At 24.5% G+C, this 18,753-nt stretch carries 15 protein-coding genes, 1 tRNA gene and 1 other annotated feature; of the genes, 14 read left to right on the top strand and 2 right to left on the bottom strand.

The annotated features are described in order from the left end of the window. Positions 1 to 288 precede the first annotated feature (288 nt). The 3 genes from CLOACE_RS03070 (at position 289) to brnQ (ending at position 3,369) form a co-directional block, all read left to right on the top strand. Positions 289 to 447 carry a DUF1540 domain-containing protein gene (locus tag CLOACE_RS03070; protein WP_070109581.1) on the top strand — a complete coding sequence of 53 codons (159 nt, stop codon included), beginning with the start codon at positions 289 to 291 and terminating at the stop codon, positions 445 to 447. A 130-nt stretch (positions 448 to 577) separates the two neighbouring features. Further along, positions 578 to 1,585, top strand: a complete 1,008-nt coding sequence (gene cbiM / locus CLOACE_RS03065) for a cobalt transporter CbiM (RefSeq protein WP_070109580.1) — start codon at positions 578 to 580, stop codon at positions 1,583 to 1,585. 159 nt (positions 1,586 to 1,744) lie between these two features. Next, positions 1,745 to 1,967 (top strand) — a binding site (T-box leader). Positions 1,968 to 2,076: 109 nt separating this feature from the next. Next, on the top strand, positions 2,077 to 3,369 hold the full coding sequence (brnQ, locus tag CLOACE_RS03060) for a branched-chain amino acid transport system II carrier protein (RefSeq protein ID WP_084027532.1): 1,293 nt from the start codon (positions 2,077 to 2,079) through the stop codon (positions 3,367 to 3,369). 83 nt (positions 3,370 to 3,452) lie between these two features. Here brnQ and CLOACE_RS03055 read toward each other — a convergent pair whose 3' ends face one another. Together CLOACE_RS03055 and CLOACE_RS03050 are read right to left on the bottom strand one after the other, a co-directional pair. Beyond that, entirely contained in the window at positions 3,453 to 4,244 is a 792-nt protein-coding gene (locus CLOACE_RS03055) for a metal ABC transporter permease (RefSeq protein WP_070109578.1), read from the bottom strand. 17 nt (positions 4,245 to 4,261) lie between these two features. After that, a complete protein-coding gene (locus tag CLOACE_RS03050; protein ID WP_070109577.1) occupies positions 4,262 to 4,948 on the bottom strand; it encodes a metal ABC transporter ATP-binding protein in 687 nt (228 codons plus the stop codon). Positions 4,949 to 5,129: 181 nt separating this feature from the next. On the opposite strand from CLOACE_RS03050, the gene CLOACE_RS03045 reads away from it, so the two are divergent. The 11 genes from CLOACE_RS03045 (at position 5,130) to CLOACE_RS02995 (ending at position 18,709) form a co-directional block, all read left to right on the top strand. Beyond that, positions 5,130 to 5,204 (top strand) — tRNA-Glu (locus tag CLOACE_RS03045). 299 nt (positions 5,205 to 5,503) lie between these two features. After that, a complete protein-coding gene (locus tag CLOACE_RS03040; RefSeq protein WP_070109576.1) occupies positions 5,504 to 6,502 on the top strand; it encodes a phosphodiester glycosidase family protein in 999 nt (332 codons plus the stop codon). A gap of 21 nt (positions 6,503 to 6,523) precedes the next feature. Continuing rightward, positions 6,524 to 7,558: a hypothetical protein gene (locus CLOACE_RS03035; protein WP_070109575.1), complete on the top strand. Its 1,035-nt coding sequence runs from the start codon at positions 6,524 to 6,526 to the stop codon at positions 7,556 to 7,558. Between the two features lie 154 nt (positions 7,559 to 7,712). After that, entirely contained in the window at positions 7,713 to 8,357 is a 645-nt protein-coding gene (locus tag CLOACE_RS03030) for a site-2 protease family protein (protein WP_070109574.1), read from the top strand. Positions 8,358 to 8,388: 31 nt separating this feature from the next. Next, positions 8,389 to 9,024: a tRNA (guanosine(46)-N7)-methyltransferase TrmB gene (trmB, locus tag CLOACE_RS03025; RefSeq protein WP_070109573.1), complete on the top strand. Its 636-nt coding sequence runs from the start codon at positions 8,389 to 8,391 to the stop codon at positions 9,022 to 9,024. Between the two features lie 103 nt (positions 9,025 to 9,127). After that, a complete protein-coding gene (locus CLOACE_RS03020; protein ID WP_070109572.1) occupies positions 9,128 to 9,385 on the top strand; it encodes a DUF3892 domain-containing protein in 258 nt (85 codons plus the stop codon). Positions 9,386 to 9,435: 50 nt separating this feature from the next. Then, complete coding sequence (ymfI, locus tag CLOACE_RS03015; protein ID WP_070109571.1) at positions 9,436 to 10,176, top strand: elongation factor P 5-aminopentanone reductase; 741 nt, start codon at positions 9,436 to 9,438, stop codon at positions 10,174 to 10,176. 128 nt (positions 10,177 to 10,304) lie between these two features. Continuing rightward, entirely contained in the window at positions 10,305 to 11,159 is an 855-nt protein-coding gene (locus CLOACE_RS03010; RefSeq protein ID WP_070109570.1) for a response regulator, read from the top strand. 54 nt (positions 11,160 to 11,213) lie between these two features. Further along, positions 11,214 to 12,377 carry a glycosyl hydrolase family 8 gene (locus CLOACE_RS03005; RefSeq protein WP_070109569.1) on the top strand — a complete coding sequence of 388 codons (1,164 nt, stop codon included), beginning with the start codon at positions 11,214 to 11,216 and terminating at the stop codon, positions 12,375 to 12,377. A 24-nt stretch (positions 12,378 to 12,401) separates the two neighbouring features. Further along, entirely contained in the window at positions 12,402 to 13,106 is a 705-nt protein-coding gene (locus tag CLOACE_RS03000) for a tRNA threonylcarbamoyladenosine dehydratase (protein ID WP_070109568.1), read from the top strand. A gap of 152 nt (positions 13,107 to 13,258) precedes the next feature. Then, the gene (locus CLOACE_RS02995; protein WP_070109567.1) at positions 13,259 to 18,709 is read left to right on the top strand and encodes an MASE3 domain-containing sensor histidine kinase; all 5,451 of its coding nucleotides are present in this window, start codon (positions 13,259 to 13,261) and stop codon (positions 18,707 to 18,709) included. Positions 18,710 to 18,753 lie beyond the last annotated feature (44 nt).

Raw genomic sequence — 18,753 nt, 5'->3', positions numbered from 1 at the left:
ACTCCGTAATTCATCACAGGACGTGATGAGCCAATTTCCGCCCCAAGGACGGGGCATAAATTGGGTAGGAGTTTTTTTATTTTTTATTCTTAGAGTGTCTTAATGAAATGACTTATTTCCAAACTCTATTTATGATACTTTGCTTATTATTTTTATATAGCTTATTTTTAATTATTTTTTATTTGCAAATTATTTCAATCCTTTTTTATTCAATAAACTAAGTATAATTATATATAATATGATTCATAATAAATTAAGAACGAATAATTGAAAGGTGGTTATATTATTATGAATCATAATGATAGCATAAAATGTGTTGTAGAAGAGTGTAAGTTTCACTGTAAAGATGATAATTATTGCACATTAAATCAAATTGAAGTAGTTAAACACACTTCTAATGCAAATAAAGTAGAAAATACAGATTGTGGAAGCTTTAAAAGAGAATAAAATTCCTTATAAAAGGTCTCATATAAAATAAATATGAGACCTTTTTATTTTTTGATAAAAATGTAATGGAATAATTAATTATTTATACAATATAATTATATAAGTGTAATTTATGAATAGGAGGTTTTAAATGCATATTCCGGAACATTATTTAAGTCCTTCAACTTGTGTTGTAATGGGAGCTATTATGATTCCTGTATGGAAAAAGTGCTTGGATGAAGTTAAAAATGTATTAAGCCATAACAAACTGCCGTTACTTGAATTTTGTTCAGCTTTTTCATTCTTAGTAATGATGTTTAATATACCCTTGCCAGGAGGTACAACTGGTCATGCCGTTGGTTCAGTTTTATCATCTATATTAATAGGACCTCATGCAGCATGTATATCTATAACCATAGTATTATTAATTCAATCTATATTTTTTGGTGATGGAGGAATATTAGCTTTAGGGGCAAATTGTTTTAATATGGCTTTTGTTATGCCATTTTTAGGATACTATATTTATAAATATATTAAACATAATATTAAAAGTTCTAAAAGTGAATATATAGCAGCTTTTATATCTTCTTATATAGCTATAGTTATAGCAGCTTTTTTAACTGCATTAGAGCTTGGAATACAGCCTATTTTATTTAAAGATATTTCAGGATTGCCATTATACTGTCCTTATAGTTTAAGTACTTCTATACCGGCAATGGTAATTCCTCATATGGCAGTAGCAGGTTTTTTAGAAGCTATTATAACCACTGTAGTTTATATTTATGTGAAAAAGATTTTATCAAATAATATATACAAAGGATATAATTTAAATACTAAATCTATTTATGTATTTATAACTTTTATAATTACTGCTTGTCCTATTGGACTTTTAGCATCTGGAGATGCTTGGGGTGAATGGGGAGTTGAAGAAATTAAATATGTAATAAGTAATGGAAAAGTTTTAGGTTTTACTCCTTTGGGTATGAAAAATGGATATAAATTTAATGCAATTATACCAGATTATCTAATAAGTGGTATCAATGAAAACATAGCATATGTAATATCAGCAGCATTAGGAGTATTACTTATTCTGTTAACTTTTAAATTTACAAGTATAGCTTTTAATAAAAGCTTATGTAAAATAAAAAATAGAGTGTAAAAATTCATTATTTTAGTGTGTGATTTTAAACAGTTAGGTATATTAGTAAAATATAAAGAATAAATTAGAAATAAGCAGCTATTTTTATTAAATGGCATAAAAGTACCATTGCATAAAAACACAATTTTTTATACAATTGTATTCAAATAATTAAAATATGTAAAGATGATGATGGAAAGAAGTAGTTACAGAAATTATATAGAGAGCCAGTGTGTGGTGGAAACTGGATAAGGACTGTAATGAAAAGTTCATTCCTGAATTGTAAGCTGAAAAATAAATTTTATTTATTAAGCTGAGCCGGTTTTCCTTACGTTATTAAGGAGTAAGAGGATTTATTTTATATAAGTCAAATTGGGTGGTAACGCGAATATTCGTCCCTTTCTAGAGGGGACGTTTTTTATTTATATAAAATAAATTAAATTGGGTGGTACCACGAGCATTCGTCCCTTTGGATGAGTGTTTTTTTTATTATATTAAAAGGAGTGAGTAAAATGAATAAGAATTTAAAAAATGTATTTATAACAGGATTTGCACTATTTTCTATGTTCTTTGGAGCAGGTAATTTAATATTTCCTCCTACTTTAGGGTATATTTCAGGTAATAAATGGATTTTTACAATGATAGGGTTTTTAATAACTTGTATAAGTCTTCCTTTATTGGGTATAGTTTCTGTAGCTAAAGTAGGTGGAACTACAGATAAATTAACAGGAAAAGTAAATTCTAAATTTGGAAATATACTATGTTCTATAATAATGTTATCAATAGGACCTTTATTTTGTGTACCAAGAACTGGTGCTACTACTTTTGAAATAGGAGTACAACCTATAATGCCTAATGCAAATCCTATAATATTTTCTATAATTTATTTTTCTATAACATTAGTTTTTGTAATGAATCAATCTAATGTAATAGATAAAATTGGGGCTCTATTAACTCCATTTTTATTAATTTCATTGTTTATAATAATATTAAAAGGAATAATAAATCCTATAGGAATGCCTATTAATAACAATTTACAAAATGCTTTTTCCAAAGGATTTGTAGAAGGATATCAAACTATGGACGCCTTAGGTTCTATAATAATAGGACAAATGGTTGTAACTAGTTTTATTAATAAAGGTTATAAAACTGAAAAAGAACAAGTTGATATTACTATAAAATCTGGTATAGTTTCAGCATTATGTTTAGGTTTAGTTTATGGTGGATTGCTTTATGTTGGAGCCACTTCCAGTGGAGTATTTCCTAAGGATATTACAAGAACAAGCTTGTTAATAAGTTTATCAGAAAGTTTATTAGGAAGCTGGGGTAAGATTATATTAGGTTTATCTATATCAATAGCTTGCCTAACTACTTCTATAGGGCTTACAGCTACTGCTGGAAATTATTTTAGTGAATTAAGTAAAGGAAAGTTAAGCTATAAATTTTTAGTTACTTCTATATGTTTAGTTAGTTGTGGAATAGCTAATTACGGTGTAGAAAATATAATAAAATTTGCAGTGCCAGTACTTTTAACTGCTTATCCTATAGTAATAGTTTTAATATTATTAAGTTTATTTGATAATCATATTAAAAATAAAAATATATATTCTGGAGCAGTTTATGTTACGTTGATTGTAAGTATATTTAATTCTTTGTATTCTATGGGAATTAAAGTTCCTTTAGTTACTGATTTTGTAAATTCATTACCTTTTTCGAGTCAAGGATTTTCATGGATTATTCCAGCTTTTTTAGGAGGAATATTAGCTAAGGTATTTACAGGTAAGAAATTTGCTGTTGAGAATTAAAAATAGAGAGTGAGGAATAGTTTTGTTCATTCACTCTCTGATATTAAAATTTAAATTTTTAATAAATAAACACAGTGTAATTATTATTTATATTTTGGTTTTAAAATAAGTACTAGTGAAAGAGTAAAAATAGATGTTAAAGCAATTGTTCCACCAGGAGCACAATTTACATAGTAAGATATAACTAGTCCAAAAATTATATCTATTATTCCAAATAATATAGAATATACAAGAGTTATTTTAAAACTTTTATTTAATTGAAGAGCTGTAGCAACTGGAATAGCTATCATAGAGGATATAACTAAAATACCCATTATTTTTATAGAAACAGATATAGTAGCACCTACTAATAGTGAAAATATATAATTTATAAATTTCACATTTAATCCTAAAACTTTAGCACCTTCTTCATCAAAAGTTATATATAGTAGTTTGTTGAATAATAAACATAAAGTTATTACAGATATGATGCTTAAAATAAACACAGTGTAAATTTCTTTTTTTGATATAGTTATAATACTTCCGAATAAGTAGGAATTAATATCAGCATTAGCTTTACCCATACTTATTAAAGTAATTGCTATACCTACACTTAAAGTTAATATTATTACTAAAATTAATTCTTCATATTCTTTATAGTAGTTTCTTAAAAATTCAATAAAAACCGCTGCTAAAGAAGTAAATAAAAAAGCAGATATTATAGGATTATAGCCAGATATTAAGCCTATAGCTACTCCAGCAAAAGAAGCATGAGAAAGAGTATCTCCTATCATGGAATAACGCTTTAATACCAAAAATACTCCTATAAAAGGACATAAAATTCCTATAAGTACTGAAGCTAATAATGCATTTTGCATAAAAGTGTATTGAAGCATATTTTATCCTCCATAAATTAATTATTACTATTTACAATTTTAAAGTTTGTATTTAAATAATTATTTTTAAAATGTTCTATATTATATAAATGTCCTGTACCATTTTTCATCAAATATATATGGGAAGAATTTTTTAAAGCAGCGTCTAAATTATGTTCCACAGCAATAATTGTTATGTTATTTTTTTTATTTAATTTTTTTATTATATTATAAATTTCTATTTGACTCTTTATATCTACTCCTGTAGAAGGTTCATCTAATATTAAGAGTTCAGGATTTCCTATTAAAGCTCTGCATATAAATATTTTTTGCTGTTGTCCACCAGATAAATTTCCAATTAGGCTATTTTTGGTATGTTCCATATTAACTAATTTTAATATTTTGCTTATAATATCTTTAGATTTTAAATTTATTATTTTTTTATGGCATTTTAATATTTCGTTTACTGTAATAGGAAATTTTGAATTGAAGTTTTCTATATTTTGAGGCACATATCCTATTTTATTAGTGTTTAGTGATACTTTCCCTTTGGTAGGTTTTAATAAATTAAGTATAAGCTTTGATAAAGTAGTTTTACCACTGCCGTTTTCACCTAATATAGAAATGTAGTCACCTTTTTTTATTTTTAAGTTTATATTTTCTATTATGTAGGGCATATTGTTATTGTAAGAAAAATATAGGTTTTCAATATTTACTAAATTCATGCTAATCCTCCCTAAATAAACACTATTGTTAATTATGGTCAAATTATTTAAAATATAATCATAATAATTATATTCCTTTAATTTAATTAATGCAAATGATTTGCAACAATTATGTTTATAAAATATTATGTTGACGTATATGAGTAATAGTTATATAATATTTAAAGGAAAAAATTTATATGGTCTCTTGGTCAAGTGGTTAAGACGCCACCCTCTCAAGGTGGAATCAGGGGTTCAATTCCCCTAGAGGCTGCCAAGTTGAAATATAAGGGTTTACAGAGATGTAAGCCCTTATATTTTTTCATATTAAGAAATAAAAATTTAGAATTGATTTTTTACATAAAAAAGTAATTGATGAATTAGCATATCAAATGAAATTAGGAGATTTTATTAAATTTTATAAAATTTAATAATTAATTCATCTTAATTAGTATTTAAAAATTTATAAGTTTATTGTAAAATAAAGAGTATGTGTTCATACATCTAAATTCGACAACAAAATCAAGAAATTTATAATATATAGTATTTATAATTTCTATAGAAAGGAATATATATATGGCAAAAAAAAATATTAAAAAGTCTAAAAGATTTTCAATAAAGATATTTATATTATTCATAATTTTTGAAATTTTTATTACAGCTATAACTGCTCCTTTTATTATATTTCATGGTCCTTTTAAAAATGTAAAAAGAACTTTAGTAGGGTCAGCTATGACCACGTTAAGTCATCAGTATATAGCTAAATTATTTCTATCGGAGGAGGAAATCAACAAAATATTAAGTGAAGATAAAGTAGATACTATACTGCAAAATAGAAATGATATGCTTAAATTTAGTAATAAACATGATAGTAAGATAGAGAGATTTGATATTGATGGTAAAAAATTTAAAGGATATATGATTTTAATTCATGATCCTACTAGAGTAAAAGTAGGTTTTAGCACAAAGTTAGGTATTGCAGGAGAATTAACTAGTCAAATAGCTGAAAATAATGAATCTATAGCAGCTATAAATGGAGGAGGATTTTCTGATAAATCTTCTGATGGTTCAACATGGACAGGTACTGGAGGAAAACCAGTAGGATTACTTATGTCAAATGGTGTTATAAAGCATAATGATATAAAAGATGAAAATAAAAAAGAAGATGTTATGGCGTTGACAAGTAGTGGAATGTTATTAGTAGGACCTCATAGTTTAAATGAAATGAAAGAATTAGGAGTTAAAGAAGCAATATCTTTTGAACCAGCTCTTGTGGTTAATGGACAAGGAACTATTAAATCTGGAGATGGTGGATGGGGAATAGCACCTAGAACTGCTATAGGGCAAAGAAAAGATGGGGCAATACTTATGTTAGTTATAGATGGAAGACAGGTTAGAAGTGTAGGAGCTACTTTAAAAGATGTACAAGATATAATGCTTGAATATGGAGCTTATAATGCTACTAATTTAGATGGTGGATCCTCTTCTACTATGTATTATGATGGAGAAGTAATAAACAATCCTTGTGATCCATTAGGAGAGAGAGCAGTGCCATCTGTTATATATGTAAAGTAGAGGTTTAAAGGAGAATGGACAATGAAAATTTTTAAAAGAATATTTATATGGAGTTTAATTTCCTTGGCAATACAATTAGGGGGATTATATTATATAGAAAATTATATACTTTCAACACAAACATCTGTTAAAATAAAAAAAGTAGAAAAAAACATAGCAAATAAGGTGCCAGATGCAGAAATTATAGTACCAGACGGTGCTGAAGGAATTAGTGCTTCTTTTGATGCTAAATATTTAGCATATTATGAAGATGATAGTTTAAAAGTAGTTAATACTAGGGATGGAAACGTAGAGACAGTAGATTTTGATGAGGGTGTTGAAATTTCTTTTTATAAGTGGCTTCCGGATAGAGATAGAATTTTAATAGCAGAAAAGCATATAAAAGATGAAGATATAGATGAAAAAGGATTCAAATTAAGTTATTATGATGTTGCTAAAAGTGCAAAAGAAGAAATTAAAGATATAACTTGGGCAGGTAATAGCTCAGAAGTATCAGATATACAGGTTTCCACTTTAACAAATATAATATGTGTAAAAGTTTCTCATAATGAATTAAATAGCAAAATTTATTGGATAAATATAATGAAAGAAATGAGAAAAATTAAAACCAAATCAAGTAATATTGGAAATATGAGAGTATTACCTCATGAGGATAGGTTAATTTATGAGGATTTAAATTCAAATAATGTATATGCTACTAATATAGGTAAAATATCTATAGAAGGTATAGATAATACTTGTCTTATAGGTGTAGATAATAGTGATAGAGTTTATGTTGGACAAGTTGTAGATAATAATATTGTTAAAATTTTTTATGGAAAATTAAATGAAGATACAATTAAGTGGAATAATATAGCTCTTCAAGAGCCAGTAAATAAAGAAAAAATATATGTATTAGAAGATGGACATATATATGTAAATGATAATTTGAAAGGAATAATCAAAGAAATATCTAATGGAAAACAGACTGCCTATAAGGGAACTTTTTTACAACTTTATAATAAAGGAGTTGTATCTATTTCAGAAGGAAAGTTGGTTAAAACTCCATTTAATTAAGCTCTGTTATTTCAGAGCTTTTGTTTACTATATTTAAATTTTATATAAAAAATTGGAAATTATAAAAATATAATAGTATAATTTATTGTGTTTATGAAAAAGATTAAATAAAAATACTATAAAAAATTGATAATGTAGAAGGGATGAGAAATTATTGAGTTTAAGTAATCAATTATTATCAAAGATATTAATTATACCAGCAATACTAATAGGTCTTACATTTCATGAATATGCCCATGCACTAGTAGCAGATAGATTAGGAGATAAAACTCCAAAGTTTCAAGGAAGGCTTACTTTAAATCCTATAGCCCATATAGATATTTTAGGATTTTTAATGATTTTATTAGTTGGCTTTGGATGGGCGAAACCAGTAGAAACTAATCCTAGTGCTTATAAAAAATATTATAAAGATGATTTAAAAGTTTCTATAGCAGGACCTTTAGCTAATCTTTTAGTTGCTTTTATATTTGCTATATTTACAGGGTTATTATATAAAGTATTTGGAAATTCATTAACAAGTAGTAATTTAGTATATGTATTAAGAGAAATATTTACAGCCTGTATTAGTATAAACTGTATGTTATTTCTATTTAATATTATGCCTATACCAGGATTAGATGGTTTTCATATATTAAGAGATTTGTTTCCTAAAGCATTTTATAAATATGCTGACTTTGCTTATCAATATCAAATGGTTATATTAATAGTGTTTATAGTATTTTTAGCAAAATATTTAGTAGGAATACCTTCAGTTATGCTATATTATTCTTTTTTAAAATTAGCAGCAATGATTGTTTAATTATAAAAATAAAGTATAGGAGGATGCATATATGAGACTTAGAAAAAAGTGGTGGGCAAGACCTGAAATGGAGGCAAGCCCTTTAGTTGTAACAAACCCAAGAGAGTATAAGGGAAAATGGATAGAAGAATTTAAAAATAATAATCCTATACATTTAGAGCTGGGATGTGGAAGAGGACAATTTATATCCAGAAAAGCTTTTGTCAATAATAATATTAATTTTATAGGTATAGATTTAAAAGATGAAGTGCTAGTATATGCTTTAAGAAAAGTAGAAAAAGAAGAAGTAGAAAATGTTAGATTAATTCCTTTAAATATAGCATTTGTAAGTGAAATATTTGATGAAAATGAAATAAGTAGAATATACATTAATTTTTGTAATCCTTGGCCTAAATTAAGACATAATAAAAGAAGACTTACTCATTCTAAATTTTTAACAGAATATAAAAAATTTATAAAACCAGCATCGGAAATTTGGTTTAAAACAGATGATAAGTGCTTATTTGAAGATTCTCAAAAATATTTTAAAGAATGTGGATTTGAAATTAAATATATAACATATGACTTAGGCAGTAGCGATTTTAAGGAAAATATTCAAACGGAATATGAAGAAAAATTTTCGAAAATTGGAATGAATATCATGTTTTTAATTGCTAAGTTAAAGTAGTTAGAATATAAATATTGATTTAAAAATATAAAGCAAATAATACATAATTCTATTCACAAAAGGAGAAAATATTATTAAATAATATATATTGGAGGAATGAATTATGTTTAGTACAGAAATAGGTCATATTATAACGGGATTGGTTAAGGATAGTAATGGAGAAATTACAGCTTATCAGCTTGATAATAATGAAATAATAATGAAAGAAGAAGCCGTAATGTTAGCAAAGCAAGGAGCAATAAAAGGAGTAAATACAGAAGTTTCAAAATTAAAGGAAGAATTTTTGAAAAGTATACCAGATGGAAATAAGTATAACAATTTAGAAGATTTACCTGTAATAAATGAAGATCAATTAAGTTAGTTATTTTGGGGATTAAATTCCCCTAATAACTATATGGTAAGGAGGATATTATGAGCTTATCAGGAAAAGTAGCTATAATAACAGGAGCATCAAGAGGCATAGGACAAGCTATTGCAATAGAAATGGCTAAAGAAGGTGCAAATGTTATTATAAATTATAGAAAAGATGAAGAAGGTGCCAAAAAAACAGAAAAAATTATTAAAGAAAACGGTGGACGTGGAAGAATATACAAATCAAATGTAGCTTACTATAATGAAGCTAAAGATATGATAGAATATGTAATAAAAGAATTTGGGAAAATAGATATATTAGTGAATAATGCTGGTGTTTCAAAAGTAGGATTATTTATAGATATGACAGAAGAAGATTGGGATAGTATTATAAATATTAATTTAAAAGGTGCATTTAATTGTTGTCATAATGTAGTTAAGTACATGATTTATGAAAAAAAGGGATGTATAATAAATATTTCTTCTATGTGGGGACAAGTTGGGGCTTCTTGTGAGGTTATATACTCTGCTTCAAAGGGAGGTATAAACTCTTTTACTAAAGCTTTAGCAAAAGAATTAGGACCAAGTAATATAAGAGTTAATGCTATAGCACCAGGGGTTATAGATACAGATATGAATAAATGGCTTTCTAAAGAAGAAAAAAAAGATTTAATAGAAGATATACCTTTGATGAAATTTGGACAACCTAAAGATATAGGTAAATTATCTGCATTTTTATGTAGTGATAAAGCTAAGTATATAACAGGACAAGTTATAAATGTAGATGGGGGCATATTATAGTTAGTGATAGCAGAATTTTTGGCAAATTAGGTATAAATTAATACATAAATATGGTATAATAATTTTAATTGAATATTTATTAAAATTATAATAAAAATAATATTAAATATATGGGTAGGATGATTATCATGGAAAGTGTAATTTTGCTTGAAAATATGTGTTATACCAGATATGTAGTAAAAGAATTATTAACTTCTAATAATATAAAGGTTTACGAAACAGCTAATTCTATTGAATTTTTTAATAAACTTTATGAAAAGAAAAAAGAGATAAAGCTTATTATATTAGAAATTAATTTAAATGAAGAAGATGGATTAGAAGTTATTAAAAAAATAAAGGAAAGAAATATAGATATACCTATAATGATATTAACATCTATAAACAAAAGAGATGCTTTTATAAAAGGAGTAAAAGCAGGTGCAATAGATTATATATTAAAACCTTATGAAGATAATATGTTAATAAATAGAGTAATAAAATGTATAAATTCAGATAATAGAAGATTTATAAGCAGAGAAAAAGTTTATTTAAATTTTCAAAAGTATCTTAATAATGAAATTAAAAAAGCTATTCAAGGTAAATATAATATTTCAATTATGATGCTGAGTTTTATAAAGTTTACAAAAAAACAAGAAAAAATAGAACTAAAAGATGAATATTTAATATTAACAGAAATAGTGTATAAAGAAATAAAAGAATTATTTAAAAACCCTAATGTTATAACAAAACGAGGATTTTCTACTTTTATTGGGGTATTTCCTCACTTAGATGATAATGAAATATTAAAAGCAGAGGATAAAATAGAAAATGTATATAATGAAATGAAGAATAGGGATATAAGACTTAAAAATTACTATTTAGAAAAAGCTTCAGTTACACTTCCAAAAGATGGACAAGAAAGAAATGAACTTATGGATAAATTGACATTTAAGCTAAAAAATAAGATAGAAGACAGTGGTTTAAAATTTAATACAATTATATGATATAATAGTCAGGTGATAACCTGACTATTATAATTTTAGAAAGGTGATACAAAAATGAAAAAAATCTTAAATAAAATAGCAATAGTTATTTTAATAGCTTTTATAGTTTGTTTTGGAATGTATTTTTATAGAATTAATTCTATAAAATTAAATATTCATTGGGACAATATAAATAAAGATGAAGAAGAAATTATTTGTTTAGATTATATAAATAAAAAAATGCATAAAAAAGGATATGGAATATATACAAATTATTTAGACAATAATTTAGTAAAACCTTATGCTAATGGACATGAAGTTTTATCTGAATCAGAAGGACTTATAATGTTATATGCAGTTAAAAGTGGAGATAAAAAATTATTTGATGATCATTTAAGTATTGTAGAAAATAATTTAATTTTAAAAAATGGATTATTAAAATGGAGATTTTATAAAAAAGAAAATAGAAGTGGAACTTCTTCTGCAGCTATAGACGATATAAGAGTTATTAGGGCTTTATTTTATGCTAATGATAGATGGGGAGAAGAAGATAATAAGTACAGAAAACTTTTATTTAAAATATCTAAAGGAGTACTTAAATATGAAACTGAAAATAATAACTTAGTAGATTTTTATGATTTTAATATTAAAACAAAAGCAGACTATATAACAGTATGTTATATAGATTTATATACAATGAAATTATTAAAAAATGTAAATAATAAGTGGGAAAATATAATGAAAAATCAAGAAAAAATATTAATTAATTCTTACATATCGGATTCTTTTCCTTTGTATAGAAAAAGTTATAGTTATAAAACTAATAAATACAGTAATGAAGAAGAAGTAAACACCATAGAATCTATGTTATCTATTCTTCATTTAAGTGAAATAGGAAAATGTCCTAATACTTCTATTCAATGGATTAAAAATCAAATGGATAAAAAAGGAGCGTTATATGCTAAATATAATATAAAAACTGGCGAACCTTCATCTTCTTATGAATCTACAGCAGTTTATGCTATTGCTGCTCAAGTTGCATTAAATATTGGAGATAAGAATATGTATGATTTAATGAAAAGTAATATGTTGAAATATCAAATAAAAGATAAAAATAGTGAGATTTACGGTTGTTTTGGATTTGAAGATGCAAAGCAAGTATATTCCTTTGATAACTTACAAGCACTATTAGCTATTCAAAAAATCAATTTAAAAAATATAATAGAGTATGTAAAATAAAGGGAGAGGTGTATTTTAAAAATTATGGAGGAAAATATATTTTCAAGGACGGAGCTACTTATTGGTGGAGAAGCATTAAATAAACTTAAAAATAGCAAAGTAATTATATTTGGAGTAGGAGGTGTAGGGAGTTTTGCAATAGAAGCCTTAGTTAGAGCGGGGTTAGGTAATATAACTATTGTAGATAATGATTATATATCTGTAAGTAATATAAATAGACAAATACATGCTAATTTTAATACTGTAGGTAAATACAAAGTAGAAGTTATGAAGGATAGAATATTGTCTATAAATCCTAATTGCAATGTAGAGTATTATAAGTTGTTTGCAGATAAAAATAACATCAATAGCCTGTTAAATAAAAATATAGATTATGTTATAGATGCTATAGATACTGTATCTTCTAAATTAGAGATTATTACTTGGTGTAAAAGAAATAATGTAAAAATTATAAGTTCTATGGGTACAGGAAATAAATTAAATCCTACCATGTTTAAAATAGCAGATATATATGAAACCAAGGTGTGCCCTTTAGCTAAAGTAGTTAGAAGAGAACTTAGGAAAAGAAACATAGAATGTTTAAAAGTTTTATATTCTGAAGAAGAACCTATAAAAATATCTAAAATTCAAAATGAAAGTAAAAAAATTATTCCAGGAAGTATTTCTTTTGTTCCACCAGTAGCAGGTATGATTATAGCTAGTGAAGTAATTAAAGATTTGATAATTTAATATAATATTATATGAATAGGTTGTTGAATAAAAAATTCTTGATATAATTTTCTATATGCAAAATATATCAAGAATTTTTTATTCAACAACCTAATGAAAATATATGATACAATATATAAATAAATAGAAATATAGGGGAGAAGTGTTTTAGTATGAGTAATATACAATTTTATTTAAATGATAATGTAAATACTAAAATGTTAAAACAAATTATAAATGATGGGGAAATAGATATAAAAAGATTTTTGGATATATCAATTAAAATTTGTAATTTAATTAAAGAACTACATAAAAATAATATAGTATATGGTAGTATAAATGCTTATAATATTTTAATAAATGAAAACACTAAAAGGGCTACTATAGTAAATTCTAGTTTGAAAAACGAAAGTATAGAATATATGTCGCCGGAGCAAATGGGAAGAGTTAATCATAAATTAGATTATAGAACAGATTTTTATTCTGTAGGAGTAGTTTTTTATGAAATGATTACTGGGAAACTTCCTTTTCAATATAAGGGAATAAATGATTTAATACATAGTTGTATAGCAAAAAGTCCAATAGAACCTTATAAGTTTAATTATTGTGTACCAAAAGTAATTTCGGATATTATAATGAAATTGATGTCGAAAAATCCTTCTGAAAGATATAAAAGTGCCTATGGACTTAAATCAGACTTAGAAAAGTGTAGAAAACAACTTTATGAAAAGAATTTTATTTCTAGCTTTCCTTTAGGATTACAAGATATATCTAGTAAATTTAAAATTTCATCAAAACTATATGGAAGAAATGAAGAACTAAATAGACTTATAGATATATTTAGTGAAGTTAGTGTAGATAAAAGTCAATTGGTATTTATTTCTGGGGAATCGGGAATAGGTAAATCTTCTTTAATTAGGGAATTTAAAAAATCTATTTTAAACACCGATGCAATATGTACTTATGGAAAGTTTGATAAACACAATATAGCTATTCCTTATATACCATTTATACAAGCTTTTAAATCTTTAATAGATAAAATATTGTCGTTAGATGAAAGTAAAATAAAAAAATGGAAATCTAAATTATTAAAGGCTTTAGGGAATAATGCTCAAATAATGATAAATATTATACCGGATATAGAAATTATTATAGGAAAACAAGCACCAGTAGAAATATTAAGTGTTAAAGAAGAAAAGAGTAGATTTAATGATATAATAACTAAATTTATACAAGTTTTTGTAGAGGAATGCAAACCTTTTATATTATTTATAGATGATTTGCAATGGACAGATTCTACTTCTCTTAAGGTTATAGAACATATTATTAAAAACATAAGAGAAAATTTGCTTGTAATAACATCTTATAAAAATAATCAAAATAGTAATCGTTATGAAATATTTTCTACTTTAGAGAATATAAAAAATAATTGTATAAAAATAAATAAGATAAATTTACTGCCTTTAAGTGAGTATAATATATGTAAATTAATTATGGATTCATTTAATACTTCTGAAGATGAATCTATGGAATTGGCAAATTTAGCATTTAGTAAAACTAAAGGAAATCCTTTTTTGACGAAACAATTTTTCTATTTTTTATATCAAAATAAATTTATTAAGTTTGATTATAATAGATTAAAATGGAATTGGGATATAAATGAAATAAGAAAAAGCATAATAACTAGTAGTATAGCAAAATTTATAAAAGAGAATATTAAAGGTTTTTCTCAGCAGGTTAAATATGTTTTGGAAGTAGCTTCGTGTTTAGGAGATAAGTTTAATGTAGATACATTAAGTTTAGTTTGCAATAAAAATAAAAATACCATAGAGAATATACTAGAGCATATATTAGATAAAGGCATATTATTAGATGAAGGAAAAGGCAATTATACATTTTTACATGATAATATAAAGAATATTATTTTAGAAAGTATGACTAATGAAAAAAAAGAAAAAATTCACTTTTCTATTGGTAATTCTTTATTTAAATCTATAGACCATAAATCTTTAAGTAAGGAAATATTTAATATAGTAAGTCATTTAAATCTAAGTATAAATATTATTAAGGATGACTATAAAAAAAACAAATTAATAAAGTTAAATATAGTATGTGCTCAAAGAGCCAAAAATTCTATTGCTTATTTAGAAGCTAGTAATTTTTTAAATAGTGCTATAAAGTTGCTAAATAAAAATAGTTGGAGAGATAAATATAATCTAACTAAATTTTTATATATGGAGTTAGCAGAATGTGAGTATTTATCTGGAAATTTGGAAAAGTCAGAAGAAACAATAAATAATATATTAAAGAATGTTGTTACAGATATGGATAAGGCAAATGTTTACAATATGAGAATAGTTCATTATATTAATTCATTAAAAATACAAGATGGAATTGAACTTTGCAAAAAAATATTAAAAATGTTTTCTATAAGTTTTATAGACGAAAAAAACTTATTAAAAAAACATGTAAATGAACAATTATTAAGTACTTGGATAGAAATAAAAAATAAAGATATAAAGGGAATAACCCATAATTCTATTCTAATAAATAGAAAATATAGAGTTATTTTAAGCATATTAAAAAATTTTTGGGTACTATCTTATATATGTGGAGATAATTATTTATCTAGAGATATAGTACTTAAAATGATAAATATATCTTTGAAATACGGAAATAATAAGGAATCTGTTTTTGCATATATAGCTTTTGCTTCTATAATAGGAACAAAATTTAATGACTATAATCTAGGATATGATTTAGGTTTATCTGCATTAGAGTTAAATAATAAGTTTAAGGGAAAGTCTTTAAATAGCAAAATAAACTATTTGTTTGGTGCATTTGTTAACTCATGGAAACAAAATTTAAAAACAGATATACCATATCTAAAAAAAGCTTATAATTATGGAATAGAATCTGGAGATTTAATATATTTACCCTATATTGCATTTGAAATACCTTATCATAGATTTATTGCTGGTGAAAATTTAGATATTATTTTATTTGAATCTTCCAATTATTTATCCTCATTAAAGAAAAATTTTATTAATTTTTATGAATTTCAATTGATTTTTAATGAAACAATAGAATGTCTAAAGTATTCAGATAGATATAATATTATTATAAATAAATATATTTCTGAAGGATTTAATATAATAGATAAGTGGAGTAGTATAAAACAAGTACCCTTAGTAGCTAATTACAAAGTAATGGCTTTAAATATATTATATATTTTTGGATACTATAAAGAAGCGTTAAAATATAGTCAATTAGATAATAAAACTAATTCTGCTATGCTGGGAAAAATTATAATTACAGAACATTGTTTTTATTATGTATTAACAATAATGGCATTATATAAGGATTTTTCAGAAAGGGAAAAAGAAATTTACATTGAAATAATTGAAGAAAATTTAAGACGAATAAAAGTTTGGGTAAAAAATTCACCAGAAAATTTTTTGCATAAGTATTTATTAATAAAAGCGGAAAAAGCTCGTATATTAAATGAAGATTTAAAAGCTATGGAGCTTTATGATAAAGCTATTGAAGAATCAATAAGTAGAGGGTTTATTAATATTGCTGCTATAGCTAATGAATTAGCGGGTAAATATTACTTATCTAAAGGAAGAAAAAATGTAGCTAGATCTTATATATTGGATTCAATATATATTTGGAATAATATTGGAGCTTTTTCTAAAGTAGAACAATTAAAAAGCAAATATTGTGAAGTTTTATCAAAAATAAATAAATTAGCAAAAGTAATTGAAAATAAAAACATTAAAAATATGGATTTAAATTCTATAATAAAAATTTCACAAGTTATTTCAGATGAAATGGATTTTGATAAACTTTTAAAAAAATTAATTGATATTTTAGTAGAAAATGCAGGAGCACAAAGAGCTTATATTATTACAGAAAAGCATAATAAATTATGGATATCTATAGGAACAAATGAAGATCTAGATATTTTAAAAAATGTTTTGCTAAAAAATTATAATAATATTGCTAAATCAGTAGTTTACTATGTAAAAAGAACAGGTAAAGATGTAATATTAAATAATGTTTTAGAAGATAGCACATTTTTTTCAGATTTGTATATAAGAGAAAGTAAACCTCAATCTATATTATGTATACCTATAACTTATCAAGGGGAATTAAAGGGAATAGTTTACTTAGAAAATAACTTAACTATTAATGCTTTTACCTCTGAAAAAGTTGAAATTCTTAAGATACTTGCTTCTCAAGCATCTATTTCAATAGAAAATTCTTTAATGTATAATAAAGTAAAACAATTAAATGAAGATTTAGAAAATAAAGTAGAAAGTAGAACTAAAGAGTTAGAAAAAATAGTAAAAATATTAGAAAAAGAAATCAGTGAAAGAAGAAAAATAGAAATAGATTTAAAACAAAGTGAAGAAAGATATAGGTATTTAATGAATGTTCTTCCGGACGCTGTATATGTAAATTGTAAAGGCATAAACATTTTTTCAAATAGATCAGGTGCAGAACTTTTGGAATTTAAACATGCCAATGATTTAGTTGGAAGAAGTATAAAAAACTTTATTGTTGGAGATTGTTATAAAGTAAAAAATAATATAAAAAACAATTTATTAAATAATAAAATAAATATTAATACTTTAGAACAAAAGCTAATTACTAAAAGTGGAAAAATAAAATTTGTAGAAGTATCTTCTACTTTCTTTCCTTATGGTAATAAGGAGGCTACATTAAATGTTGTTAGAGATATAACAGAAAGAAAAAGAGCAGAGGAATTATCAAAGAAGGTAGAAGAAAAAACTGAATTGTTAAATAAAGTAATGGAATATGATAAACTAAAAACAGAGTTTTTTGCCAATATATCTCATGAATTAAAAACTCCTTTAAATGTAATATTTAGTGCATTACAAATGTTAGAATTATTATTTCAGAATATGCCTAATTGTGATGAAAAATTTAATTGTAATAAATATATGAAAATGATGAAACAAAATTGCTATAGGCTAATTCGATTAATTACCAATCTTATAGATATAACGAAAATAGATGCAGGATATTTAAAGCCTAATTTTAAAAATCAAAATATTGTACAAATAGTAGAAGATATAACTATGTCTGTAGTAAGTTATGTAGAGGTTAAAGGCATTAATATAATATTTGATACTAATGTAGAAGAAAAAATTATATCTTGTGATGTAGATAAAATAGAAAGAATAGTACTAAATCTTTTATCAAATGCTGTAAAATTTACAAATAAAGGTGGAAATATATTTGTAAATATTGAATGCAAAGATAACAAAGTATTAATATCAGTAAAAGATACAGGAATAGGTATACCAAAAGAAAAACAGACAATAATATTTGAAAGATTTATACAAGTAGATAAGTCTTTATCAAGAAATCAAGAAGGTAGTGGTATAGGATTGTCTTTAGTTAAATCTTTTGTAGAAATGCATGGTGGAAAAATTAATATTACAAGTGAGCTAAATAAAGGTACAGAATTTATAGTAGAAATTCCAAATAAAGCATTGCCAGAAGATATAGTAGAAAATGAAGAATTATTTTATAATAAGGATAGTAAAATTGAAAAAATAAATATAGAGTTTTCAGATATATATTTTAAATAATGCATAATATATAATTAAATAAAAACTTTGTTTTAAATTAGGAG

It is taken from the genome of Clostridium acetireducens DSM 10703, from assembly GCF_001758365.1.
GTDB lineage: Bacteria > Bacillota > Clostridia > Clostridiales > Clostridiaceae > Clostridium_C > Clostridium_C acetireducens.
Note: the sequence above shows the minus strand (reverse complement) of the source record. Positions and strands in the feature narration are given on the sequence as shown.

Excerpts from the sequence above, each read along its gene's own strand:
- CLOACE_RS03000 (WP_070109568.1), top strand. The coding sequence starts at position 12,402 with ATGGAGGAAAATATATTTTCAAGGACGGAGCTACTTATTGGTGGAGAA.
- CLOACE_RS03035 (WP_070109575.1), top strand. The coding sequence starts at position 6,524 with ATGAAAATTTTTAAAAGAATATTTATATGGAGTTTAATTTCCTTGGCA.
- CLOACE_RS03005 (WP_070109569.1), top strand. The coding sequence starts at position 11,214 with ATGAAAAAAATCTTAAATAAAATAGCAATAGTTATTTTAATAGCTTTT.
- CLOACE_RS03070 (WP_070109581.1), top strand. The coding sequence starts at position 289 with ATGAATCATAATGATAGCATAAAATGTGTTGTAGAAGAGTGTAAGTTT.
- CLOACE_RS03020 (WP_070109572.1), top strand. The coding sequence starts at position 9,128 with ATGTTTAGTACAGAAATAGGTCATATTATAACGGGATTGGTTAAGGAT.
- CLOACE_RS02995 (WP_070109567.1), top strand. The coding sequence starts at position 13,259 with ATGAGTAATATACAATTTTATTTAAATGATAATGTAAATACTAAAATG.
- ymfI (WP_070109571.1), top strand. The coding sequence starts at position 9,436 with ATGAGCTTATCAGGAAAAGTAGCTATAATAACAGGAGCATCAAGAGGC.
- trmB (WP_070109573.1), top strand. The coding sequence starts at position 8,389 with ATGAGACTTAGAAAAAAGTGGTGGGCAAGACCTGAAATGGAGGCAAGC.
- brnQ (WP_084027532.1), top strand. The coding sequence starts at position 2,077 with ATGAATAAGAATTTAAAAAATGTATTTATAACAGGATTTGCACTATTT.
- cbiM (WP_070109580.1), top strand. The coding sequence starts at position 578 with ATGCATATTCCGGAACATTATTTAAGTCCTTCAACTTGTGTTGTAATG.
- CLOACE_RS03055 (WP_070109578.1), bottom strand. The coding sequence starts at position 4,244 with ATGCTTCAATACACTTTTATGCAAAATGCATTATTAGCTTCAGTACTT.
- CLOACE_RS03050 (WP_070109577.1), bottom strand. The coding sequence starts at position 4,948 with ATGAATTTAGTAAATATTGAAAACCTATATTTTTCTTACAATAACAAT.
- CLOACE_RS03040 (WP_070109576.1), top strand. The coding sequence starts at position 5,504 with ATGGCAAAAAAAAATATTAAAAAGTCTAAAAGATTTTCAATAAAGATA.
- CLOACE_RS03010 (WP_070109570.1), top strand. The coding sequence starts at position 10,305 with ATGGAAAGTGTAATTTTGCTTGAAAATATGTGTTATACCAGATATGTA.